The following is a 23,702-nucleotide window of genomic DNA, read 5'->3' on the forward strand; positions in this document are numbered from 1 at the left end:
TCGAACCTTATGGGTACTCAGCGCAACATGCCGCTGCCGTAACCCTTCAGGTTGGCTTTCTTCATCAGGGATTCGTACTGGTGCGAAACGAGGTGCGATTGTACTTGGGACATGAAGTCCATCACAACCACGACGACGATCAGCAACGAGGTCCCGCCAAGGTAGAACGGAACGTTTGCTGCAACCACCAGGAACTGGGGCAACAGGCATACGGCCGTCATATATAGAGCACCGAACAGGGTCAAACGAGTCAGAACGCCATCAATGTAGCGCGCAGACTGCTCACCTGGACGGATGCCCGGAATAAAGGCACCGGACTTCTTCAGGTTTTCCGCTACGTCTTTCGGATTGAACATCAACGCCGTATAGAAGAAGCAGAAGAAAATAATCCCTGCACTAAACAGCAGAATATTCAACGGCTGACCAGGAGCGATCGACTGCGAGATGTCCTGCAGCCAGCCCATACCTTCAGACTGACCAAACCAGGTACCCAACGAAGCCGGGAACAGCAAAATGCTGCTCGCGAAAATGGCCGGAATAACACCGGCCATGTTCACCTTCAACGGCAAGTGGCTAGTCTGCGCAGCAAAGACCTTACGGCCCTGCTGACGCTTGGCGTAATGAACAGCAATACGACGCTGACCACGCTCAATGAACACCACGAAACCGATAATCGCTACTGCCAGCAAACCGATGGCAACCAGGGCGAAAATGTTGATATCACCCTGACGCGCAGACTCGAAAGACTGCCCGATCGCTCTCGGAAGACCGGCGACGATACCTGCGAAAATCAACATCGAGATACCGTTGCCAACACCACGCTCAGTAATCTGCTCACCCAGCCACATCATGAACATCGCACCAGCCACAAACGTGGATACCGCGACGAAATGGAAGCCAAAGTCACCAGTGAACGCAACGCCCTGCCCTGCCAGACCAATGGACATGCCAATTGCCTGAACAAGAGCGAGGACGACAGTGCCGTAGCGGGTGTACTGAGCAATCTTGCGACGCCCAGCTTCACCTTCCTTCTTCAACTGTTCCAGCTGCGGGCTGACGGCTGTCATCAGTTGCATGATGATCGATGCCGAGATGTACGGCATGATCCCCAGTGCAAAGATGCTCATCCGCTCCAGCGCACCGCCGGAAAACATGTTGAACAAGCTAAGAATGGTCCCCTCATTCTGTCGAAACAGGTCCGCGAGTCGGTCCGGGTTGATACCTGGAACCGGGATGTGTGCGCCTATTCGGTAGACGATAATCGCCAGGAACAGAAAACGCAGACGAGCCCAGAGTTCAGACATACCGCCTTTGCCGAGCGCAGAGAGAGCACCTTGCTTAGCCATTTATTCCTCGAACTTGCCGCCAGCTGCTTCGATAGCCGCACGCGCACCTTTGGTGGCGCCGATTCCCTTTCCGATGGTAACAGCGCGAGTAACTTCGCCGGACAGCATGATTTTCACACGCTGAACGTTGACGTTGATCACGTTGGCATCTTTCAGGGACTGCACGGTGACGATGTCGCCTTCCACTTTAGCCAGCTCGGACAGACGCACTTCTGCGCGATCCATGGCTTTCAGGGAAACGAAACCGAACTTCGGCAGGCGACGATGCAGCGGCTGTTGACCGCCTTCAAAGCCTGGAGCAATGGTGCCACCGGAGCGGGAGGACTGACCTTTGTGGCCACGGCCACCGGTCTTGCCCAAACCACTACCGATACCACGGCCCGGACGATGCTTTTCGCGACGGGAACCCGGCGCTGGACTCAGATCATTGAGTTTCATCGATTAACCCTCGACACGCAGCATGTAGTAAGCCTTGTTGATCATCCCGCGATTCTCGGGAGTATCAAGTACTTCTACAGTGTGACCGATGCGACGCAGACCCAGACCCTTAACGCACAGTTTGTGGTTAGGGATGCGGCCGGTCATGCTTTTGATCAGCGTAACTTTAACGGTAGCCATGATCAGAAGATCTCCTTGACGCTTTTGCCACGCTTGGCGGCAATGGATTCAGGAGACTGCATAGCTTTCAAACCTTTGAAAGTGGCGTGAACCACGTTTACCGGGTTAGTCGAGCCGTAGCACTTGGCCAGAACGTTCTGAACGCCAGCAACTTCGAGGACAGCACGCATAGCGCCGCCAGCGATGATACCGGTACCTTCAGAAGCAGGCTGCATGTACACCTTCGAAGCGCCGTGACCGGACTTCATTGCGTACTGCAGAGTGGTGCCGTTCAGATCAACTTGGATCATGTTGCGACGAGCAGCTTCCATTGCCTTCTGGATCGCAGCAGGCACTTCACGTGACTTGCCACGGCCGAAGCCAACACGCCCTTTACCATCACCAACCACGGTCAACGCGGTGAAAGTGAAGATACGGCCGCCTTTAACGGTTTTGGCTACGCGGTTAACTTGAACCAGCTTCTCAATGTAGCCTTCGTCGCGCTTTTGGTCGTTATTTGACATAACTTAGAACTCCAGCCCAGCTTCACGAGCAGCATCAGCCAGCGCCTTGACGCGGCCATGGTACTTGAAGCCAGAGCGGTCGAAAGCCACCTGCGAGACGCCAGCGGCTTTAGCACGCGTAGCGACCAGCTGGCCAACCTTAGTGGCCGCGTCGATGTTGCCAGTGGCGCCATCACGCAGTTCTTTATCCAAAGTCGAGGCAGATGCCAGGACTTTGTTGCCGTCGGCCGAAATGACCTGGGCGTAGATGTGCTGCGACGAGCGGAACACGCAGAGACGCACGACTTCGAGTTCGTGCATTTTCAGGCGTGCTTTGCGAGCGCGACGCAGTCGAGTAACTTTTTTGTCGGTCATTTGCTATGCCCTACTTCTTCTTGGCTTCTTTACGACGGACGACTTCGTCCGCGTAGCGCACACCTTTGCCTTTGTACGGCTCTGGTGGACGGAAGTCGCGGATCTCGGCGGCCACTTGACCTACCAGCTGCTTATCGATGCCCTTGATCAGGATATCGGTCTGGCTAGGAGTCTCAGCGGTGATGCCTTCCGGCAGTTCATAATCCACTGGGTGCGAGAAGCCAAGAGCCAGGTTCAGCACTGTGCCTTTTGCTTGCGCTTTGTAACCAACACCGACCAGCTGGAGCTTACGCTCGAAGCCTTGGCTTACGCCTTGGACCATGTTGTTTACCAACGCACGAGTGGTACCAGCCATTGCGCGAGTTTGTTGATCGCCATTGCGAGCAGCGAAACGCAGCTCACCAGCTTCTTCAACGATCTCAACGGACGAATGGATGTTCAGTTCGAGAGTGCCCTTGGCACCCTTCACCGAAAGCTGTTGGCCTGCGAATTTTACTTCGACACCGGCTGGCAGCTTAACGGGGTTCTTAGCGACGCGTGACATGCTTATCCCCCCTTAGAACACAGTGCAAAGAACTTCGCCGCCGACACCGGCAGCGCGCGCAGCACGATCCGTCATCACACCTTTGTTGGTGGAGACGATAGACACACCGAGACCGCCACGAACTTTTGGCAGATCATCGACGGACTTGTACTGACGCAGGCCTGGACGGCTAACGCGCTTCACTTCTTCGATGACCGGACGGCCTTCGAAGTACTTCAGCTCGATGGACAGCAGTGGTTTGATTTCGCTGCTGATCTGATAACCCGCAATGTAACCTTCGTCCTTCAGGACTTTGGCAACAGCTACCTTCAAAGTAGAAGATGGCATGCTTACGACGGACTTTTCAGCCATCTGGGCATTACGGATTCGAGTTAGCATGTCCGCTAACGGGTCCTGCATACTCATGGGCTAGACGCTCCTAATACAAAAAAATTAGCCTTGCGGCTACTACTTGTCGCCGAGGACATCCATGCGAAAAAAGCACGGGCTCAGGCGAGCCGGGTATTCTAGACACACCCCACAAATGAATCAAGCCCCAAAAGGGGCTTGATTCAAGTTCAAGGTCACCGGCGGTCAGGATCTTGCGATTCCGACCGTCGAGACTTTGATAGTGCTTACCAGCTGGCTTTAACCAGACCAGGTACGTCACCACGCATTGCAGCTTCACGCAGTTTGTTACGGCCGAGGCCGAACTTGCGGTAAACGCCGTGTGGACGACCGGTCAGGCGGCAGCGGTTACGCATGCGCGAAGCGCTTGCGTCACGTGGCTGCTTCTGCAGAGCTACTGTAGCTTCCCAACGCGCTTCTGGACTTGCGTTCAGATCAACGATGATTGCTTTCAGTGCTGCACGCTTTTTGGCGTACTTGGCAACCGTGAGCTGACGCTTCAGCTCGCGGTTTTTCATGCTCATCTTGGCCATTTTCCTACTCCAATCAGTTGCGGAACGGGAATTTGAAAGCACGCAGCAGAGCGCGACCTTCATCATCGTTCTTGGCAGTGGTGGTCAGGGTAATGTCCAGACCGCGGAGAGCATCGATCTTGTCGTAGTCGATTTCCGGGAAGATGATCTGCTCTTTAACGCCCATGCTGTAATTACCACGACCATCGAAGGACTTGGCATTCAGGCCGCGGAAGTCGCGAACCCGAGGCAGGGAGATCGACAGCAGACGATCCAGGAATTCGTACATACGCTCACGGCGCAGAGTCACTTTGACGCCGATCGGCCAACCTTCACGGACTTTAAAGCCAGCGATGGATTTCCGAGCGTAAGTCACAACGACTTTCTGACCGGTGATCTTTTCCAGGTCGGCAACAGCGTGCTCGATGACTTTCTTGTCACCGACCGCTTCGCCCAGACCCATGTTCAGGGTGATTTTTGTAACGCGTGGAACTTCCATCACGTTCGAAAGCTTAAGTTCTTCCTTAAGCTTCGGTGCGATTTCTTTCCAGTAAATCTCTTTTAGTCGTGCCATGGTCTCATCTACCTAGCAGTGTTCAAGCATCAACCGCTTTTTGGGTCGACTTGAAGACACGAATTTTCTTGCCGTCTTCTACTTTGAAACCAACGCGATCAGCCTTGTTGGTTTCGCCGTTGAAAATGGCTACGTTAGAAGCGTCCAGTGGAGCTTCTTTTTCGACGATACCGCCTTGTACGCCCGACATCGGGTTAGGCTTGGTATGACGCTTAACCAGGTTCAGACCGCCAATAACCAGACGGTTATTAGCGAGAACCTTAAGCACCTTACCGCGCTTACCTTTGTCTTTGCCGGCGATCACGATGATCTCGTCGTCACGACGAATCTTTTGCATGTCGGATCTCCTTACAGCACTTCTGGGGCGAGCGAGACGATCTTCATGAACTTCTCAGTACGAAGTTCACGGGTCACTGGCCCAAAGATACGGGTGCCGATCGGCTCTTGCTTGTTGTTCAGAAGAACAGCAGCGTTGCCATCAAAGCGGATAATGGAGCCATCAGCACGACGTACGCCGTGACGAGTGCGGACTACAACAGCAGTCATCACTTGGCCTTTTTTCACTTTACCGCGAGGAATTGCTTCCTTCACGGTAACTTTGATGATGTCACCGATACCAGCGTAACGACGATGGGAGCCACCCAGCACCTTGATGCACATAACACGGCGAGCGCCGCTGTTATCGGCCACATCGAGCATGGATTGAGTCTGAATCATATAATTTCTCCGACCCCTAGTCCTTAGACTTCCACAGCGCGTTCGAGAACATCAACCAGCGCCCAAGACTTGGTCTTGGCCAAAGGACGAGTTTCACGAATAGTGACTTTGTCGCCGATGTGGCACTGATTGGTTTCGTCGTGCGCGTGCAGCTTAGTCGAACGCTTAACGTATTTACCGTAGATCGGGTGCTTAACGCGACGCTCGATCAGAACGGTGATGGTTTTGTCCATCTTGTCGCTGACAACACGGCCAGTCAGCGTACGGACAGTTTTTTCGGCTTCAGCCATGATTACTTACCTGCCTGCTGGTTGAGCACAGTCTTCACGCGAGCGATGTCACGCTTAACTTGCGAGAGCAGATGAGACTGCCCCAACTGGCCAGTTGCTTTCTGCATACGCAGATTGAACTGGTCGCGCAGCAAGCCGAGCAGTTGCTCGTTCAGCTGCTGTGCGGATTTTTCACGAAGTTCATTCGCTTTCATCACATCACCGTCCGTTTAACAAAGGCGGTGGCGAGCGGCAGCTTTGCAGCAGCCAGGGCAAAAGCCTCACGCGCCAGCTCTTCAGAAACACCCTCGATTTCATACAGGACTTTGCCTGGCTGAATCTGGGCAACCCAGTACTCCACACTACCCTTACCTTTACCCATCCGAACTTCGAGAGGCTTTTTGGAAATAGGCTTGTCCGGGAATACACGGATCCAGATCTTGCCGCCACGTTTAACGTGACGGGTCAGAGCACGACGCGCTGACTCGATCTGACGAGCGGTGAGACGACCACGAGCTACAGACTTCAGCGCGAACTCGCCGAAGCTGACTTTGCTACCGCGCTGAGCCAGACCACGGTTGTGGCCTGTCATCTGCTTGCGGAACTTCGTACGCTTTGGTTGCAACATTTGGCGTACCCCTTACTTAGCAGCTTTTTTACGAGGCGCTGGTGCTTGTGGTTTCAGTTCTTCTTGGCGACCACCAATTACTTCGCCTTTGAAGATCCAAACCTTTACACCGATCACACCGTAAGTGGTGTGAGCTTCGTAGTTGGCATAGTCGATGTCGGCACGCAGGGTGTGCAGTGGCACACGACCTTCGCGATACCATTCAGTACGTGCGATTTCAGCACCGCCGAGACGACCGCTCACTTGGATTTTGATGCCTTTGGCACCAATGCGCATGGCGTTCTGTACAGCGCGCTTCATAGCGCGACGGAACATTACGCGACGCTCCAGCTGCTGAGCTACGCTCTGCGCAACCAACATACCGTCGAGTTCCGGCTTGCGGATTTCTTCGATATTGATGTGCACAGGCACACCCATTTGTTTGGTCAGGTCCTGACGCAGTTTCTCAACATCTTCACCTTTCTTCCCGATAACGATACCTGGACGAGCGGTGTGGATGGTGATACGTGCAGTTTGAGCCGGACGATGGATATCGATACGGCTTACGGACGCGCTTTTTAGTTTGTCTTGGAGATACTCACGCACCTTCAGATCAGCGAACAAATAGTCCGCATAAGTCCGACCGTCTGCGTACCAGACGGAGGTGTGTTCCTTGACGATTCCCAGGCGAATGCCAATGGGATGTACTTTCTGACCCATCTCTTCGACTCCGTTACTTGTCAGCAACCTTGACAGTGATATGGCAAGACCGCTTGACGATGCGATCAGCACGGCCTTTGGCACGTGGCATGATTCGCTTCAGCGAACGCCCTTCGTTGACGAAAACGGTGCTGACTTTGAGGTCATCAACGTCTGCGCCTTCGTTATGCTCGGCGTTGGCTACGGCCGACTCCAGCACTTTCTTCATGATCTCGGCGGCTTTCTTACTGCTGAAAGCCAACAGGTTGAGCGCTTCGCCCACCTTCTTCCCGCGGATCTGGTCGGCGACCAAGCGGGCTTTCTGGGCGGAGATTCGAGCGCCCGACAACTTAGCGGCTACTTCCATCGTTCCTTACCCCTTAACGCTTGGCTTTCTTGTCTGCCACGTGCCCACGATATGTGCGGGTACCGGCAAACTCGCCTAGTTTGTGGCCGACCATGTCTTCGTTCACGAGAACTGGAACATGTTGACGACCGTTATGAACTGCGATGGTCAGACCGACCATTTGTGGCAGGATCATCGAACGACGCGACCAGGTTTTAACTGGTTTGCGATCGTTCTTTTCCGCCGCCACTTCGATCTTCTTCAGTAGGTGAAGATCAATAAAAGGACCTTTTTTCAGAGAACGTGGCACTGTCGTATCCCTCTATTTACTTGCGACGACGGACGATCATTTTGTCGGTACGCTTATTACCACGAGTCTTCGCGCCCTTAGTCGGGAAGCCCCATGGCGATACCGGATGACGACCACCAGAGGTACGACCTTCACCACCACCATGTGGGTGGTCAACCGGGTTCATGGCAACACCACGAACGGTTGGGCGAACGCCACGCCAGCGTTTGGCACCAGCTTTACCCAGCGAACGCAGGCTGTGCTCGGAGTTCGAGACTTCGCCCAAGGTCGCGCGGCATTCAGCCAGCACTTTACGCATCTCACCAGAACGCAGACGCAGGGTCACGTAGACACCTTCACGAGCGATCAGCTGAGCCGAAGCACCAGCGGAACGAGCGATCTGCGCGCCTTTACCTGGCTTCAATTCGATGCCGTGTACGGTGCTACCAACTGGAATGTTACGCAGTTGCAGAGCGTTGCCCGGCTTGATCGGCGCCAAGGCACCTGCGATCAGCTGGTCACCAGCACTCACGCCTTTAGGGGCGATGATGTAGCGACGCTCGCCATCTGCGTACAGCAGCAGAGCGATGTGAGCAGTACGGTTTGGATCGTATTCGATACGCTCGACAGTGGCAGAGATGCCATCTTTGTCATTGCGACGGAAATCGACCAGACGATAATGCTGCTTATGGCCACCACCGATGTGACGAGTGGTAATGCGACCATTGTTGTTACGACCACCAGTCTTCGATTTTTTCTCGAGCAGCGGTGCGTGAGGAGCGCCTTTATGCAGCTCCTGGTTGACCACCTTGACCACAAAACGGCGGCCAGGGGAAGTCGGTTTGCATTTAACGATTGCCATGATGCACCCCTTCCTTACTCAGCACTGCTGCTGAAATCGAGATCTTGGCCTGGTTGAAGGGAGATAACTGCCTTCTTCCAGTCATTACGCTTGCCCAGACCGCGAGCAGTGCGCTTGCTCTTACCCAGAACATTCAGGGTAGTAACACGCTCTACTTTCACGCTGAACAGGCTTTCGACGGCCTTCTTGATTTCCAGCTTGGTTGCGTCAGTTGCAACCTTGAAAACGAACTGGCCTTTCTTGTCAGCCAGAACCGTAGCCTTCTCGGAAACGTGCGGGCCAAGCAGAACTTTAAATACGCGTTCCTGGTTCATCCCAGCAGCTCCTCGAATTTCTTCACGGCCGACACGGTGATCAACACCTTGTCGTATGCGATCAGACTAACTGGATCGGAACCTTGCACGTCACGTACATCAACGTGTGGCAGGTTACGAGCAGCCAGGTACAGGTTCTGATCAACTACTTCAGACACGATCAAGACGTCAGTCAGGCCCATGCCGGTCAGTTTGTTCAGCAGATCTTTGGTCTTCGGTGCATCAACAGCGAAGTCCTGAACCACAACCAGACGATCAGTACGCACCAGCTCAGCAAGGATGGAACGCATTGCTGCGCGATACATCTTCTTGTTCAGCTTCTGGGTGTGATCCTGAGGACGAGCTGCGAAAGTGGTACCGCCGCCACGCCAGATTGGGCTACGGATAGTACCGGCACGAGCACGGCCAGTACCTTTCTGACGCCATGGGCGCTTACCGCCACCACGAACGTCGGAACGGGTCTTTTGCTGCTTGCTACCTTGACGGCCGCCGGCCATGTAGGCCACGACTGCTTGGTGAACCAGCGTCTCGTTGAATTCGCCGCCAAATGTCAGTTCGGAAACTTCGATCGCTTGAGCGTCATTTACATTTAATTGCATGTCAGCTTCCCCTTAACCGCGAGCCTTGGCTGCTGGACGTACAACCAAGTTGCCGCCAGTAGCGCCAGGAACAGCGCCCTTGACCAACAACAGATTGCGTTCAGCGTCCACGCGCACTACTTCGAGGGACTGCACGGTCACGCGCTCAGCGCCCATATGACCGGACATTTTTTTGCCCTTGAATACACGACCAGGAGTCTGGCACTGGCCGATAGAGCCTGGAACGCGGTGGGACACGGAGTTACCGTGGGTATTATCTTGCCCGCGGAAGTTCCAACGCTTGATCGTACCCTGGAAGCCTTTACCCTTGGACTGACCGGTTACATCAACCAGTTGACCAGCGGCGAAGATTTCAGCGTTGATCAGATCGCCGGCCTGGTACTCGCCTTCTTCAAGACGGAATTCCATTACGGTACGACCAGCGGCAACGTTCGCTTTAGCGAAGTGGCCAGCTTGAGCAGCTGTAACACGCGAAGCACGACGCTCGCCTACAGTGACTTGCACTGCACGATAGCCATCGGTCTCTTCAGTTTTGAACTGGGTGACGCGATTCGGCTCGATCTCAATGACCGTGACCGGAATGGAGACACCTTCTTCGGTGAAAATACGGGTCATACCGCATTTACGACCGACTACACCAATAGTCATGTTGTAAACCTCATGAGTGTACGGGGCTTTCACCCGCTATGGCCGCCCATTTCAGAGCGTTACACGACTAAGACCGAGTCTTAGCCGAGGCTGATCTGTACTTCCACACCGGCCGCAAGATCAAGCTTCATAAGAGCATCAACGGTTTTATCCGTTGGCTGGACGATGTCCAGAACGCGCTTATGAGTACGGATCTCGTACTGGTCACGCGCGTCTTTGTTGACGTGCGGGGAGACCAGAACGGTGAACCGCTCTTTACGGGTAGGCAGTGGAATTGGACCACGCACTTGAGCACCAGTACGTTTCGCGGTTTCCACGATTTCCTGGGTGGATTGGTCGATCAGGCGATGGTCAAAAGCCTTCAACCTGATACGGATTTGCTGATTTTGCATTGGATTTCAGACTCCGGCTGCTATTCCCACCGAGCGCAATACGCCCGTTAAAAGGAGGCGCAATTCTATAGACGCCCCATATAGGTGTCAACCCAATAAAAAAGCCCCCGCTAAGCGGGGGCTTTTTCAATTCATCAAAGCTTACTCAAAAAGAGCTTACTCGATGATTTTGGCTACGACGCCAGCGCCGACGGTACGACCGCCTTCACGGATAGCGAAACGCAGACCGTCTTCCATTGCGATGGTCTTGATCAGGGTGACAACCATTTTGATGTTGTCGCCCGGCATTACCATTTCAACGCCTTCCGGCAGTTCGCAGTTACCAGTCACGTCAGTAGTACGGAAGTAGAACTGTGGACGGTAGCCTTTGAAGAACGGAGTGTGACGACCGCCTTCTTCTTTGCTCAGAACGTAGACTTCAGCTTCGAACTTGGTGTGCGGCTTAACCGAACCCGGCTTAACCAGAACCTGGCCACGCTCAACGTCGTCACGCTTGGTACCACGCAGCAGAACGCCGCAGTTCTCGCCAGCACGACCTTCGTCGAGCAGCTTACGGAACATTTCAACACCGGTGCAGGTGGTGACGGTAGTGTCACGCAGACCAACGATTTCCAGTGGATCCTGAACCTTGACGATACCGCGCTCGATACGACCAGTTACAACAGTACCGCGACCGGAGATCGAGAATACGTCTTCGATTGGCATCAGGAACGGCTTGTCGATAACACGGACTGGATCTGGGATGTAGCTGTCCAGAGTCTCAACCAGTTTACGAACGGCAGTGGTGCCCATTTCGTTGTCGTCTTGGCCGTTCAGAGCCATCAGAGCGGAACCGATGATGATCGGGGTGTCGTCGCCTGGGAAGTCGTAAGTGCTCAGCAGATCGCGCACTTCCATCTCAACCAGTTCCAGCAGCTCAGCGTCGTCAACCATGTCAGCCTTGTTCAGGAAGACAACGATGTACGGAACGCCAACCTGACGGGACAGCAGGATGTGCTCACGGGTTTGTGGCATCGGACCATCAGCGGCCGAGCAAACCAGGATAGCGCCGTCCATCTGAGCAGCACCGGTGATCATGTTCTTCACATAGTCAGCGTGACCTGGGCAGTCAACGTGAGCGTAGTGACGGATCAGCGAGTTGTATTCAACGTGCGCAGTGTTGATGGTGATACCACGAGCCTTTTCTTCCGGAGCGCTGTCGATCTTGTCGAAAGCAACAACGGCCGAACCGAAAACTTCGGAGCAGACGCGAGTCAGAGCAGCGGTCAGCGTGGTTTTACCGTGGTCGACGTGACCGATGGTGCCAACGTTGACGTGCGGGAGGGTACGGTCAAATTTTTCTTTAGCCACGACAATTAACTCCTAGCCTAAAGGGGCTGAATCAGCCTTGTTTTTTGGTAACGGTTTCGACGATGTGCGACGGAGCCGTATTGTATTTTTTGAATTCCATAGAGTAGCTTGCGCGACCTTGGGACATGGAACGGACGTCAGTTGCATAACCGAACATCTCGCCCAGCGGAACTTCGGCACGAATTACTTTGCCGGAGACCGTGTCTTCCATACCCAGGATCATGCCGCGACGACGGTTAAGGTCGCCCATCACGTCACCCATATAGTCTTCAGGTGTAACAACCTCTACCGCCATGATCGGCTCGAGCAACTCACCACCGCCCTTCTGGGCCAGTTGCTTGGTCGCCATGGAAGCAGCCACCTTAAACGCCATCTCGTTGGAGTCGACGTCATGGTAGGAACCATCAAACACGGTAGCCTTCAGGCCGATCAGCGGATAGCCGGCAACAACGCCGTTCTTCATCTGCTCTTCGATACCCTTCTGGATAGCCGGGATGTATTCCTTAGGAACCACACCACCCACTACTTCGTTCAGGAATTGCAGACCTTCCTGACCTTCGTCAGCAGGAGCAAAACGAATCCAGCAATGACCGAACTGGCCACGACCGCCGGACTGACGAACGAACTTGCCTTCGATTTCGCAACTCTTCGTGATGCGCTCACGGTACGAAACTTGAGGCTTACCGATGTTGGCTTCGACGTTGAACTCGCGGCGCATCCGGTCAACCAGGATGTCCAAGTGCAACTCGCCCATGCCGGAGATGATCGTTTGACCAGTCTCTTCATCAGTCTTGACGCGGAAAGACGGGTCTTCCTGAGCAAGTTTGCCCAGAGCGATACCCATTTTTTCCTGGTCATCCTTGGTCTTAGGCTCTACGGCAACCGAGATAACCGGCTCCGGGAAGTCCATGCGAACCAGGATGATTGGCTTGTCAGCGTTGCACAAAGTTTCACCTGTGGTGACGTCCTTCATGCCGATCAAGGCCGCGATGTCACCAGCGCGTACTTCCTTGATTTCTTCACGGGCGTTTGCGTGCATTTGCACCATACGACCCACGCGCTCTTTCTTGCCTTTAACCGAGTTGATCACGCCGTCGCCGGAGGCCAACACGCCCGAGTAAACTCGAACAAAGGTCAAGGTACCCACGAATGGGTCGGTGGCAATTTTGAAAGCCAGAGCGGAGAACGGTTCGTTGTCGTCTGCATGACGCTCCAGATCGATAGTCTCGTCATCCGGGTCAGTACCCTTGATGGCAGGAATATCAACAGGCGCAGGCAGGTAATCGATAACGGCGTCGAGAACCAGGGGAACACCCTTGTTCTTGAAGGAAGAACCGCAAACAGCCAGAACGATCTCACCAGCGATAGTACGCTGACGCAGAGCGGCCTTGATTTCCGCGTTGGTGAGTTCTTCACCTTCGAGGTACTTGTTCATCAGCTCTTCGCTGGCTTCGGCCGCAGCCTCAACCATGTTGCCGCGCCACTCGTCAGCCAATTCCTGCAGTTCAGCAGGGATAGGCTTGCGAACTGGAACCATGCCTTTGTCAGCGTCGTTCCAGTAAACAGCTTCCATGGACATCAGGTCGATCTGACCCTGGAAGTTGTCTTCGGAACCGATAGCCAACTGGATTGGAACCGGGGTGTGACCCAGACGCTGCTTGATCTGACCGATCACGCGCAGGAAGTTCGCACCAGCACGGTCCATCTTGTTTACGTAAACAAGACGTGGAACGCCGTATTTGTTGGCTTGACGCCATACGGTTTCCGACTGAGGCTCAACACCCGAGGTGCCGCAGAACACAACGACCGCGCCGTCGAGAACACGCAGGGAACGTTCAACTTCAATAGTGAAGTCAACGTGGCCCGGGGTGTCGATGACGTTGAAGCGGTATTGGTCCTTGTGCTGCTTCTCGGAACCCTGCCAGAAGGCGGTAATGGCAGCAGAAGTAATGGTAATACCACGCTCCTGCTCCTGAACCATCCAGTCTGTGGTCGCGGCGCCGTCATGCACCTCGCCCATTTTGTGACTTTTGCCAGTGTAAAAAAGGACGCGCTCGGTGGTGGTGGTTTTACCAGCATCCACGTGAGCAACGATACCAATGTTACGGTAGCGGTTAATCGGTGTTGTACGAGCCATAAAGCCCTCGCAAAATTAGTGACGCTAAAATTAGAAGCGGTAGTGCGAGAAAGCCTTGTTGGCTTCAGCCATACGGTGCACGTCTTCACGCTTCTTAACTGCAGCACCTTTACCTTCAGCGGCGTCCAACAGTTCGCCAGCCAAACGCAGAGCCATAGACTTCTCGCCGCGCTTACGGGCGAAGTCTACCAACCAGCGCATTGCCAGAGCGTTACGACGGGACGGACGAACTTCGACCGGAACCTGGTAAGTAGCACCGCCTACACGGCGCGACTTTACTTCGACCAGCGGAGCGATGGCGTCGAGAGCTTTCTCGAAGATTTCCAGGGGATCGCTGTTCTTGCGTTCTTTAACCTTTTCCAGCGCGCCATAAACGATACGCTCGGCAACGGCTTTCTTGCCGCTTTCCATCACGTGGTTCATGAACTTGGCCAGGATCTGGCTGCCGTATTTTGGATCGTCAAGCACTTCGCGCTTGGCTGCTACGCGTCTTCTTGGCATGGATAAGCCCTCAAACGGTCTTCAGGTTCGCTCGGAATCGGTGCCCTTTCGGGACGCCTCCGACCTTACTCTTATCGACTCAGAAAAATAGAAAATCAGTTTTACAAAAAGCCGCTACTACTTAGGCTTCTTGGTACCGTACTTCGAACGACCCTGGTTACGACCTTTAACGCCGGAAGTATCCAAAGAGCCGCGAACGGTGTGGTAACGAACACCTGGCAAGTCTTTTACACGGCCGCCACGGATCAGTACGACGCTGTGCTCTTGCAGGTTGTGGCCTTCACCGCCGATGTACGAGGAAACCTCGAAACCGTTGGTCAGACGCACACGGCATACTTTACGCAGTGCCGAGTTAGGTTTTTTCGGCGTAGTGGTATACACACGGGTGCATACGCCACGACGTTGCGGGCAGTTCTGCAGCGCAGGCACGTCGGATTTCTCGACGATACGCTTACGCGGCTGACGTACCAGCTGGTTGATAGTTGCCATCTACTAGCTCCACTGTTGTCTTGCGACGCTATTGTCTTGCAAGAAAAGCAAAATGGCAGGAACGAATTCCCGCCAAATTTAGGGGTACAAGAGTCTAAAGAGGATCTTGCCCCCAGTCAAGGCAAGGCCCCGACCTTCCCGTTTATCCAACCTCGACAAATTGTCTTGATTCGATGAACGGAACGATCAGGGCCTTACGCTCATTTATCGCAGAACTCAGTTACCGCTCGAGTTCAGCGCTTCGGTCAGTGCAGCTTCCACTTCACTGGCGCTTACGCGCAACGGTTTGTCAGCATCACGGCGGCGTTTGCGCTCGCTGTGATAAGCCAGACCGGTACCTGCCGGGATCAGACGACCCACGACCACGTTTTCTTTCAGGCCGCGCAGGTAATCACGCTTGCCGGTTACCGCCGCTTCGGTCAATACGCGAGTGGTTTCCTGGAAGGAAGCCGCCGAGATGAACGATTCGGTGGACAACGACGCCTTGGTGATACCCAACAGCACGCGAGTGAACTTGGAAACGAATTTCTCGTCGCCAGCCAGACGCTCGTTCTCTACCAGAACGTGAGTCAACTCCATCTGGTCGCCCTTGATGAAAGTCGAGTCACCGGATTCAGCGATTTCAACTTTACGCAGCATCTGACGCAGGATGGTCTCGATGTGCTTGTCGTTGATCTTCACGCCTTGCAGACGATAAACGTCCTGGATCTCGTTCACGATGTACTTGGCCAGCGCACTTACACCCAGCAGACGCAGGATGTCGTGTGGATCGCTCGGGCCGTCGGAGATAACTTCGCCGCGGTTTACCTGTTCGCCTTCGAAGACGTTCAGGTGACGCCACTTCGGAATCAGCTCTTCGTACGGATCAGTACCGTCGTTCGGAGTGATAACCAGACGGCGCTTGCCTTTGGTCTCTTTACCGAACGCGATGGTGCCGCTGACTTCAGCCAGAATCGAGGCTTCTTTCGGACGACGGGCTTCGAACAAGTCGGCAACACGCGGCAGACCACCGGTGATGTCACGGGTCTTCGAAGTCTCTTGTGGAATACGAGCGATAACATCACCGATCGCGATTTTCGCACCATCCGCTACACCGACCAGGGCGTTGGCAGGCAGGAAGTACTGAGCGATAACGTCAGTGCCTGGCAGCAACAGATCCTTGCCGTTGTCATCAACCATCTTCACAGCAGGACGGATATCTTTACCGGCAGCTGGACGGTCTTTGGCATCGAGTACTTCAATGTTGGTCATACCGGTCAATTCGTCAGTCTGACGCTTGATCGTGATGCCTTCTTCCATGCCCACGTAGGTCACGGTACCTTTCATTTCGGTAACGATTGGGTGAGTGTGCGGATCCCACTTGGCCACGATTGCGCCAGCGTCGACCTTGTCACCTTCTTTAACCGAAATCACAGCACCGTACGGCAGCTTGTAACGCTCGCGCTCACGACCGAAGTCATCAGCGATTGCCAGCTCACCGGAACGGGATACTGCAACCAGGCAACCATCCACTCGCTCAACGTGTTTCAGGTTATGCAGACGGACGGTACCGCCATTCTTCACCTGAACGCTGTCGGCTGCGGAGGTCCGGCTTGCCGCACCACCGATGTGGAACGTACGCATGGTCAGCTGGGTACCCGGCTCACCGATGGACTGGGCAGCGATAACGCCGACCGCTTCACCGATGTTCACCTGATGACCACGAGCCAAGTCACGGCCGTAGCACTTGGCGCAAATGCCGTAGCGGGTTTCGCAGCTGATCGGCGAACGCACGATCACTTCGTCGATGCTGTTCAGCTCGATGAACTCGACCCACTTCTCGTCTACCAGCGTACCGGCAGGAACGATGATTTCTTCGGTACCTGGCTTGAACACGTCACGGGCAATGACACGGCCCAATACGCGCTCACCCAACGGCTCAACAACGTCACCGCCTTCAATGTGCGGAGTCATTACCAGGCCATGTTCGGTGCCGCAATCGATCTCGGTCACCACCAGATCCTGCGCCACGTCTACCAGACGACGAGTCAGGTAACCGGAGTTCGCAGTTTTCAACGCGGTATCCGCCAAACCTTTACGAGCACCGTGAGTGGAGATGAAGTACTGGAGTACGCTCAAACCTTCACGGAAGTTCGCAGTAATCGGCGTTTCAATGATGGAACCGTCCGGCTTGGCCATCAGGCCACGCATACCGGCGAGCTGACGGATCTGCGCAGCAGAACCCCGTGCGCCCGAGTCGGCCATCATGTACATCGAGTTGAAAGACTCCTGGTCGACTTCGACGCCATGACGATCGATGACTTTCTCTTTCGAGAGGTTGGCCATCATCGCCTTGGAAACTTCGTCGTTCGCCTTGGACCAAAGGTCGATCACTTTGTTGTACTTCTCGCCCTGGGTTACCAGGCCGGAAGCGTACTGACTTTCGATCTCTTTCACTTCATCAGTAGCAGCATTGATGATGCGGGCTTTTTCATCCGGGATAACGAAGTCGTTAACACCGATGGAAACGCCGGAAATGGTCGAATAGGCAAAACCGGTGTACATCAACTGGTCAGCGAAGATCACGGTCTCTTTCAAACCAACCACGCGGTAGCACTGGTTGATCAGCTTGGAGATCGCCTTTTTCTTCATCGGCTGGTTGACGACGTCGTACGACAGGCCAGGTGGAACAACCTGGAACAAGAGCGCACGGCCGACAGTGGTGTCGACGATACGAGTGTTCTTGACACTGCCGCCATCACGATCGTTAACGGTTTCGTTGATCCGCACTTTGACCTTGGCGTGCAATGCGGCTTCGCCGGCACGGAACACACGGTCAACTTCTTGCAGATCCGCGAACACACGACCTTCGCCTTTGGCGTTGATCGCTTCACGAGTCATGTAGTACAGACCCAATACAACGTCCTGCGACGGAACGATGATTGGCTCACCGTTGGCTGGCGACAGAATGTTGTTGGTCGACATCATCAACGCACGCGCTTCCAACTGGGCTTCCAGTGTCAGCGGTACGTGCACGGCCATTTGGTCGCCGTCGAAGTCGGCGTTGTACGCAGCACAGACCAACGGGTGCAGCTGGATAGCCTTGCCTTCGATCAGTACCGGCTCAAACGCCTGGATACCCAGACGGTGAAGGGTCGGCGCACGGTTGAGGAGAACCGGGTGTTCACGGATCACTTCAGCGAGAACGTCCCAAACCTCTGGCAGCTCGCGCTCGACCATCTTCTTGGCAGCTTTGATGGTGGTCGCGAGACCACGCATTTCCAGCTTGCCGAAAATGAACGGCTTGAACAGCTCGAGAGCCATTTTCTTCGGCAGACCGCACTGGTGCAGACGCAGGGTCGGACCTACGGTAATTACCGAACGACCGGAGTAGTCAACACGCTTACCGAGCAAGTTCTGACGGAAACGACCTTGCTTACCCTTGATCATGTCAGCCAGGGATTTCAGAGGACGCTTGTTGGAACCGGTGATAGCGCGGCCACGACGACCGTTGTCGAGCAGTGCATCGACGGCTTCCTGCAACATACGCTTTTCGTTGCGCACGATGATGTCCGGAGCGGACAGATCAAGCAGGCGCTTCAAGCGGTTGTTACGGTTGATCACTCGACGATACAGATCGTTGAGGTCGGAAGTCGCGAAGCGACCGCCATCCAGCGGGACCAGTGGACGCAGATCTGGCGGCAGAACCGGCAGAACGGTCAGCACCATCCATTCTGGAAGGTTGCCGGAACCCTGGAAGGCTTCCATCAACTTCAGACGCTTGGACAGCTTCTTGATCTTGGTTTCGGAGTTGGTTTGCGGAATTTCTTCACGCAGACGGCCAATCTCGTGTTCCAGATCGATAGCGTGCAGCAGTTCACGAACAGCTTCGGCACCCATGCGGGCATCGAAATCGTCGCCGAACTCTTCCAGCGCTTCGAAGTACTGCTCGTCGTTGAGCAGCTGACCTTTTTCAAGGGTGGTCATGCCTGGATCGATAACGACATAGCTCTCGAAGTAGAGAACGCGTTCGATATCACGCAGGGTCATGTCCATCAGCAAGCCGATACGCGACGGCAGCGATTTCAGGAACCAGATGTGGGCAACTGGCGAGGCCAGTTCGATGTGCGCCATGCGCTCACGACGAACTTTAGCCAGCGCGACTTCAACGCCGCACTTCTCGCAGATCACACCACGGTGCTTCAAGCGCTTGTACTTACCGCACAGGCACTCGTAATCCTTTACCGGGCCAAAGATCTTGGCGCAGAACAGGCCGTCACGCTCAGGTTTGAACGTACGGTAGTTGATGGTTTCCGGCTTTTTAACTTCACCGAACGACCACGAACGGATCATCTCAGGCGATGCCAATCCAATACGGATGGCGTCGAACTCTTCGACTTGACCCTGGTTTTTCAGCAAATTCAGTAGGTCTTTCAAGGCCTTTCCTCCTGGCGGAGCAGAGAGCGGGCAATCCTGCCCCGCTCTCGATTCGCGTCACGTGTTATTCGGTTTCCAGATCGATATCGATGCCGAGGGAACGAATTTCCTTGATCAACACGTTGAAAGACTCGGGCATGCCCGGCTCCATACGGTGATCGCCATCCACGATGTTTTTGTACATCTTGGTACGGCCGTTCACATCGTCCGACTTCACTGTGAGCATTTCTTGCAGAGTGTAAGCGGCACCGTATGCTTCCAGTGCCCAGACCTCCATCTCCCCGAAACGCTGACCACCGAACTGCGCCTTACCACCCAGCGGCTGCTGGGTAACCAGGCTGTACGAACCGGTAGAACGAGCGTGCATCTTGTCGTCTACCAAGTGGTTCAGCTTCAGCATGTACATGTAGCCAACAGTAACCGGGCGCTCGAACTTGTTGCCGGTACGGCCGTCGGTCAGCTGCATCTGGCCGCTTTCTGGCAGGTCTGCCAGTTTCAGCATGGCCTTGATTTCGCTTTCCTTGGCACCGTCGAACACTGGAGTGGCCATTGGAACGCCGCCACGCAGGTTCTTTGCCAGATCCAGGATTTCCTGGTCGGAGAAGCTATCCAGATCTTCGTTACGACCGCCGATCTGGTTGTAGATCTCGTCAAGGAATTTACGAAGCTCGGCGACTTTGCGCTGCTCTTCGATCATCCGGTTGATCTTCTCGCCCAGACCTTTGGCCGCGAGGCCGAGGTGGGTTTCAAGGATCTGACCAACGTTCATACGCGAAGGTACGCCCAACGGGTTGAGGACGACGTCGACCGGGGTGCCATTGGCATCGTGCGGCATGTCTTCAACCGGCATGATCACGGAGACCACACCTTTGTTACCGTGACGACCGGCCATCTTGTCGCCCGGCTGGATGCGGCGACGGATTGCCAGGTAAACCTTGACGATTTTCAGCACGCCTGGAGCCAGGTCATCGCCCTGCTGCAGTTTGCGCTTCTTGTCTTCGAACTTGTCGTCCAGCAGACGGCGGCGATCAACGATGTAGGCCTGAGCCTTCTCGAGCTGCTCGTTCAGAGCATCTTCAGCCATGCGCAGTTTGAACCACTGACCATGCTCAAGACCGTCGAGAACTTCGTCGGTGATGTCCTGACCTTTCTTCAGGCCGGCGCCGCCTTCGGCTTTGTGGCCGACCAGAGCGGAACGCAGACGTTCGAAAGTGGCGCCTTCAACAATACGGAACTCTTCGTTCAGATCCTTGCGGATCTCGTCGAGCTGAGTCTTCTCGATGGACAGTGCACGAGCATCACGCTCAACGCCGTCGCGGGTGAAGACCTGTACGTCGATGACAGTACCCTTGGTGCCGGTAGGCACGCGCAGGGAGGTGTCTTTAACGTCGCTGGCTTTTTCACCGAAGATCGCACGCAGCAGTTTTTCTTCCGGAGTCAGCTGGGTCTCGCCTTTCGGAGTGACCTTGCCAACCAGGATGTCGCCTGCGCCTACTTCGGCACCTACGTAAACGATACCGGCTTCGTCCAGTTTGTTCAGTGCAGCTTCACCCACGTTCGGAATGTCTGCAGTGATCTCTTCAGGCCCAAGCTTGGTGTCACGCGCCACACAGGTCAGTTCCTGGATGTGGATCGTGGTGAAACGGTCTTCCTGAACAACACGCTCGGACAGGCAGATGGAGTCTTCGAAGTTGAAGCCGTTCCATGCCATGAACGCGATGCGCATGTTCTGACCCAGAGCCAGTTCACCCATGTCGGTGGACGGACCATCGGCCATGATGTCGCTGCGCTGAACCCGATCACCTTTACGCACCAGCGGACGCTGGTTGATGCAGGTGTTCTGGTTGGAGCGGGTGTACTTGGTCAGGTTGTAGATGTCGACACCAGCTTCGCCGGTTTCAACTTCGTCATCAGCAACACGAACCACGATACGGCTGGCGTCGACGGAATCGATAACGCCGCCACGACGAGCCACGACGCAAACGCCGGAGTCACGAGCTACGTTACGCTCCATGCCGGTACCGACCAGCGGCTTGTCAGCGCGCAGGGTTGGTACAGCTTGACGCTGCATGTTCGAACCCATCAACGCACGGTTGGCGTCGTCGTGCTCGAGGAACGGGATCAGCGACGCAGCAACCGAAACTACCTGCTTCGGCGATACGTCCATCAAGGTGACGTCTTCCGGCGCCTTGACGGTGAACTCGTTCAAGTGACGAACAGCTACCAGCTCGTCGATCAGGACTTTCTTGTCGTTCATCGTGGCCGAAGCCTGAGCGATCACGTGATCAGCTTCTTCGATGGCGGACAGGAACACGATCTCGTCGGTGACCAGAGCGTCTTTCACCACACGGTACGGGCTCTCGAGGAAGCCGTACTGGTTAGTGCGCGCATAGGCAGCCAGGGAGTTGATCAGACCGATGTTCGGACCTTCCGGCGTTTCAATCGGGCATACACGACCGTAGTGAGTCGGGTGTACGTCACGAACTTCAAAGCCAGCACGCTCACGAGTCAAACCGCCAGGGCCGAGTGCAGAGACACGACGCTTGTGGGTGATCTCGGACAGCGGGTTGTTCTGGTCCATGAACTGGGAAAGCTGGCTGGAACCGAAGAACTCTTTCACCGCCGCAGCCACTGGCTTGGCGTTGATCAGGTCTTGCGGCATCAGGCCTTCGCTTTCAGCCATCGACAGACGCTCTTTGACCGCACGCTCAACACGCACCAGGCCAACGCGGAACTGGTTCTCGGCCATTTCGCCTACGCAGCGAACACGACGGTTACCCAGGTGGTCGATGTCATCGACGATGCCTTTACCGTTACGGATGTCGACCAGGGTCTTCAGTACCGCGACGATGTCTTCTTTGCACAGCACGCCCGAACCTTCGATCTCGGTACGACCGATACGACGGTTGAACTTCATCCGGCCGACCGCAGACAGGTCATAGCGCTCAGGGCTGAAGAACAGGTTGTTGAACAGAGTCTCGGCAGCGTCTTTGGTTGGCGGCTCGCCTGGACGCATCATGCGATAGATCTCGACCAGCGCTTCCAATTGGTTGCTGGTGGAGTCGATCTTCAGTGTGTCGGAGACGAACGGACCGCAGTCGATATCGTTGGTGTACAGAGTTTCGATGCGAACAACCTGAGCCTTGGCAATTTTGCCCAGGATCTCGGTGTTCAGCTCGGTGTTGCACTCTGCCAGGATTTCGCCGGTTGCCGGATGCACGATGGCTTTGGCGGTAGTGCGACCCAGGACGTAGTCCAGTGGCACTTCCAAGGTCTTGAGACCGGCTTTTTCGATCTGGTTGATGTGGCGCGCAGTAATACGACGACCAGCCTCAACGATGACCTTGCCCTTCTCGTCCTGAATATCCAGAACAGCAATTTCACCACGCAGACGCGAAGCAATCAGTTCCAGACTGAGAGTTTCGCCGCTCAGATGGAAAACGTTGGTGGTGTAGAACGCGTCGAGCACTTCTTCAGTGGTATAGCCGAGCGCGCGCAGCAGTACCGATGCAGGCAGCTTGCGACGACGGTCGATACGCACGAACACGCAGTCTTTCGGGTCGAACTCGAAGTCCAGCCACGAACCGCGGTAAGGAATGATGCGCGCGGAGTACAGCAGTTTACCGGAGCTGTGCGTCTTGCCACGATCGTGGTCGAAGAACACGCCCGGAGAACGGTGCAGCTGGGAAACGATTACACGCTCGGTACCGTTGATTACGAAGGTACCGTTCTCAGTCATCAGGGGGATTTCACCCATGTAGACTTCTTGCTCTTTAATGTCCTTGATCGCTTTGTTCGACGATTCTTTGTCGAAAATGATCAGGCGCACTTTTACCCGCAAAGGTACGGCGTAAGTTACACCGCGCAATACGCATTCTTTGACATCAAATGCCGGTTCGCCCAGGCGATAACCGACGTACTCCAGCGCAGCATTGCCGGAGTAGCTGATGATCGGGAAAACGGATTTGAAGGCCGCATGCAGGCCCACGTCGCGGAACTGATCTTTAGTCGCTCCCGCTTGCAAGAATTCACGATACGAATCCAGCTGGATGGCCAGGAGGTACGGCACATCCATGACGTCCGGCAACTTGCTAAAGTCCTTGCGGATACGTTTTTTCTCAGTATATGAGTAAGCCATCAGCGTTCCCCAGCTTGGTCACCTGCTTGTTTGGCCCCTCCCGACGGGAGCAGCCAGAAAATCGTGCAAACCCCATGGTTTGCGCCACCGC

At 54.9% G+C, this 23,702-nt stretch carries 28 protein-coding genes; all 28 read right to left on the reverse strand.

Annotated features, from left to right (window positions below):
• Positions 1-17: 17 nt before the first annotated feature.
• The 28 genes from secY to rpoB all read right to left on the reverse strand — a co-directional run bounded on the left by secY (position 18) and on the right by rpoB (position 23,611).
• Complete coding sequence (secY, locus tag ACA072_RS25995) at positions 18-1,346, reverse strand: preprotein translocase subunit SecY (RefSeq protein WP_007896784.1); 1,329 nt, start codon at positions 1,344-1,346, stop codon at positions 18-20.
• A complete protein-coding gene (gene rplO, locus ACA072_RS26000) occupies positions 1,347-1,784 on the reverse strand; it encodes a 50S ribosomal protein L15 (protein ID WP_007896782.1) in 438 nt (145 codons plus the stop codon).
• 3 nt (positions 1,785-1,787) lie between these two features.
• A complete protein-coding gene (rpmD, locus tag ACA072_RS26005) occupies positions 1,788-1,964 on the reverse strand; it encodes a 50S ribosomal protein L30 (protein ID WP_003186033.1) in 177 nt (58 codons plus the stop codon).
• A gap of 2 nt (positions 1,965-1,966) precedes the next feature.
• Positions 1,967-2,467, reverse strand: a complete 501-nt coding sequence (rpsE, locus tag ACA072_RS26010; RefSeq protein WP_007943782.1) for a 30S ribosomal protein S5 — start codon at positions 2,465-2,467, stop codon at positions 1,967-1,969.
• A 3-nt stretch (positions 2,468-2,470) separates the two neighbouring features.
• Entirely contained in the window at positions 2,471-2,821 is a 351-nt protein-coding gene (gene rplR / locus ACA072_RS26015; protein ID WP_003186037.1) for a 50S ribosomal protein L18, read from the reverse strand.
• Between the two features lie 10 nt (positions 2,822-2,831).
• Positions 2,832-3,365, reverse strand: a complete 534-nt coding sequence (rplF, locus tag ACA072_RS26020; RefSeq protein WP_003176412.1) for a 50S ribosomal protein L6 — start codon at positions 3,363-3,365, stop codon at positions 2,832-2,834.
• A gap of 12 nt (positions 3,366-3,377) precedes the next feature.
• The gene (gene rpsH / locus ACA072_RS26025) at positions 3,378-3,770 is read right to left on the reverse strand and encodes a 30S ribosomal protein S8 (RefSeq protein ID WP_003186040.1); all 393 of its coding nucleotides are present in this window, start codon (positions 3,768-3,770) and stop codon (positions 3,378-3,380) included.
• A gap of 209 nt (positions 3,771-3,979) precedes the next feature.
• Entirely contained in the window at positions 3,980-4,285 is a 306-nt protein-coding gene (gene rpsN, locus ACA072_RS26030) for a 30S ribosomal protein S14 (protein ID WP_003176414.1), read from the reverse strand.
• A gap of 13 nt (positions 4,286-4,298) precedes the next feature.
• Entirely contained in the window at positions 4,299-4,838 is a 540-nt protein-coding gene (gene rplE / locus ACA072_RS26035) for a 50S ribosomal protein L5 (protein ID WP_003176415.1), read from the reverse strand.
• A 22-nt stretch (positions 4,839-4,860) separates the two neighbouring features.
• Entirely contained in the window at positions 4,861-5,175 is a 315-nt protein-coding gene (rplX, locus tag ACA072_RS26040; RefSeq protein WP_003176416.1) for a 50S ribosomal protein L24, read from the reverse strand.
• An 11-nt stretch (positions 5,176-5,186) separates the two neighbouring features.
• A complete protein-coding gene (gene rplN, locus ACA072_RS26045) occupies positions 5,187-5,555 on the reverse strand; it encodes a 50S ribosomal protein L14 (protein WP_002555479.1) in 369 nt (122 codons plus the stop codon).
• A gap of 23 nt (positions 5,556-5,578) precedes the next feature.
• On the reverse strand, positions 5,579-5,845 hold the full coding sequence (gene rpsQ / locus ACA072_RS26050) for a 30S ribosomal protein S17 (RefSeq protein WP_003176419.1): 267 nt from the start codon (positions 5,843-5,845) through the stop codon (positions 5,579-5,581).
• A gap of 2 nt (positions 5,846-5,847) precedes the next feature.
• Complete coding sequence (gene rpmC, locus ACA072_RS26055) at positions 5,848-6,039, reverse strand: 50S ribosomal protein L29 (RefSeq protein ID WP_002555481.1); 192 nt, start codon at positions 6,037-6,039, stop codon at positions 5,848-5,850.
• Entirely contained in the window at positions 6,039-6,452 is a 414-nt protein-coding gene (gene rplP, locus ACA072_RS26060) for a 50S ribosomal protein L16 (protein ID WP_007896757.1), read from the reverse strand. Before rplP ends, rpmC begins: the two co-directional genes overlap by 1 nt.
• A 12-nt stretch (positions 6,453-6,464) precedes the next feature.
• A complete protein-coding gene (gene rpsC / locus ACA072_RS26065) occupies positions 6,465-7,151 on the reverse strand; it encodes a 30S ribosomal protein S3 (RefSeq protein WP_003176422.1) in 687 nt (228 codons plus the stop codon).
• Between the two features lie 13 nt (positions 7,152-7,164).
• On the reverse strand, positions 7,165-7,497 hold the full coding sequence (gene rplV / locus ACA072_RS26070) for a 50S ribosomal protein L22 (RefSeq protein WP_003103908.1): 333 nt from the start codon (positions 7,495-7,497) through the stop codon (positions 7,165-7,167).
• Between the two features lie 13 nt (positions 7,498-7,510).
• Positions 7,511-7,786, reverse strand: coding sequence for a 30S ribosomal protein S19 (rpsS, locus tag ACA072_RS26075; protein WP_002555486.1), 276 nt, complete (start codon positions 7,784-7,786; stop codon positions 7,511-7,513).
• Between the two features lie 16 nt (positions 7,787-7,802).
• Entirely contained in the window at positions 7,803-8,627 is an 825-nt protein-coding gene (gene rplB / locus ACA072_RS26080) for a 50S ribosomal protein L2 (RefSeq protein WP_003176423.1), read from the reverse strand.
• Positions 8,628-8,641: 14 nt separating this feature from the next.
• Positions 8,642-8,941 carry a 50S ribosomal protein L23 gene (rplW, locus tag ACA072_RS26085; protein ID WP_002555488.1) on the reverse strand — a complete coding sequence of 100 codons (300 nt, stop codon included), beginning with the start codon at positions 8,939-8,941 and terminating at the stop codon, positions 8,642-8,644.
• Positions 8,938-9,540, reverse strand: a complete 603-nt coding sequence (gene rplD / locus ACA072_RS26090) for a 50S ribosomal protein L4 (RefSeq protein WP_007896707.1) — start codon at positions 9,538-9,540, stop codon at positions 8,938-8,940. The genes rplW and rplD overlap by 4 nt, the downstream gene beginning before the upstream one ends.
• 12 nt (positions 9,541-9,552) lie before the next feature.
• A complete protein-coding gene (gene rplC, locus ACA072_RS26095; RefSeq protein WP_003186059.1) occupies positions 9,553-10,188 on the reverse strand; it encodes a 50S ribosomal protein L3 in 636 nt (211 codons plus the stop codon).
• An 80-nt stretch (positions 10,189-10,268) separates the two neighbouring features.
• A complete protein-coding gene (gene rpsJ, locus ACA072_RS26100) occupies positions 10,269-10,580 on the reverse strand; it encodes a 30S ribosomal protein S10 (protein WP_003186070.1) in 312 nt (103 codons plus the stop codon).
• 156 nt (positions 10,581-10,736) lie between these two features.
• Positions 10,737-11,930 carry an elongation factor Tu gene (gene tuf, locus ACA072_RS26105; protein ID WP_007896660.1) on the reverse strand — a complete coding sequence of 398 codons (1,194 nt, stop codon included), beginning with the start codon at positions 11,928-11,930 and terminating at the stop codon, positions 10,737-10,739.
• A 31-nt stretch (positions 11,931-11,961) separates the two neighbouring features.
• Positions 11,962-14,067, reverse strand: coding sequence for an elongation factor G (fusA, locus tag ACA072_RS26110; protein WP_438662389.1), 2,106 nt, complete (start codon positions 14,065-14,067; stop codon positions 11,962-11,964).
• Positions 14,068-14,097: 30 nt separating this feature from the next.
• Positions 14,098-14,568, reverse strand: a complete 471-nt coding sequence (gene rpsG, locus ACA072_RS26115; protein ID WP_002555493.1) for a 30S ribosomal protein S7 — start codon at positions 14,566-14,568, stop codon at positions 14,098-14,100.
• A 117-nt stretch (positions 14,569-14,685) separates the two neighbouring features.
• Positions 14,686-15,057, reverse strand: coding sequence for a 30S ribosomal protein S12 (rpsL, locus tag ACA072_RS26120; protein ID WP_002555494.1), 372 nt, complete (start codon positions 15,055-15,057; stop codon positions 14,686-14,688).
• A 216-nt stretch (positions 15,058-15,273) separates the two neighbouring features.
• A complete protein-coding gene (gene rpoC, locus ACA072_RS26125; RefSeq protein ID WP_008145492.1) occupies positions 15,274-19,473 on the reverse strand; it encodes a DNA-directed RNA polymerase subunit beta' in 4,200 nt (1,399 codons plus the stop codon).
• 64 nt (positions 19,474-19,537) lie between these two features.
• Positions 19,538-23,611 carry a DNA-directed RNA polymerase subunit beta gene (gene rpoB / locus ACA072_RS26130; protein ID WP_497621497.1) on the reverse strand — a complete coding sequence of 1,358 codons (4,074 nt, stop codon included), beginning with the start codon at positions 23,609-23,611 and terminating at the stop codon, positions 19,538-19,540.
• Positions 23,612-23,702 lie beyond the last annotated feature (91 nt).

This window comes from Pseudomonas sp. LBUM1656 (assembly GCF_059716065.1).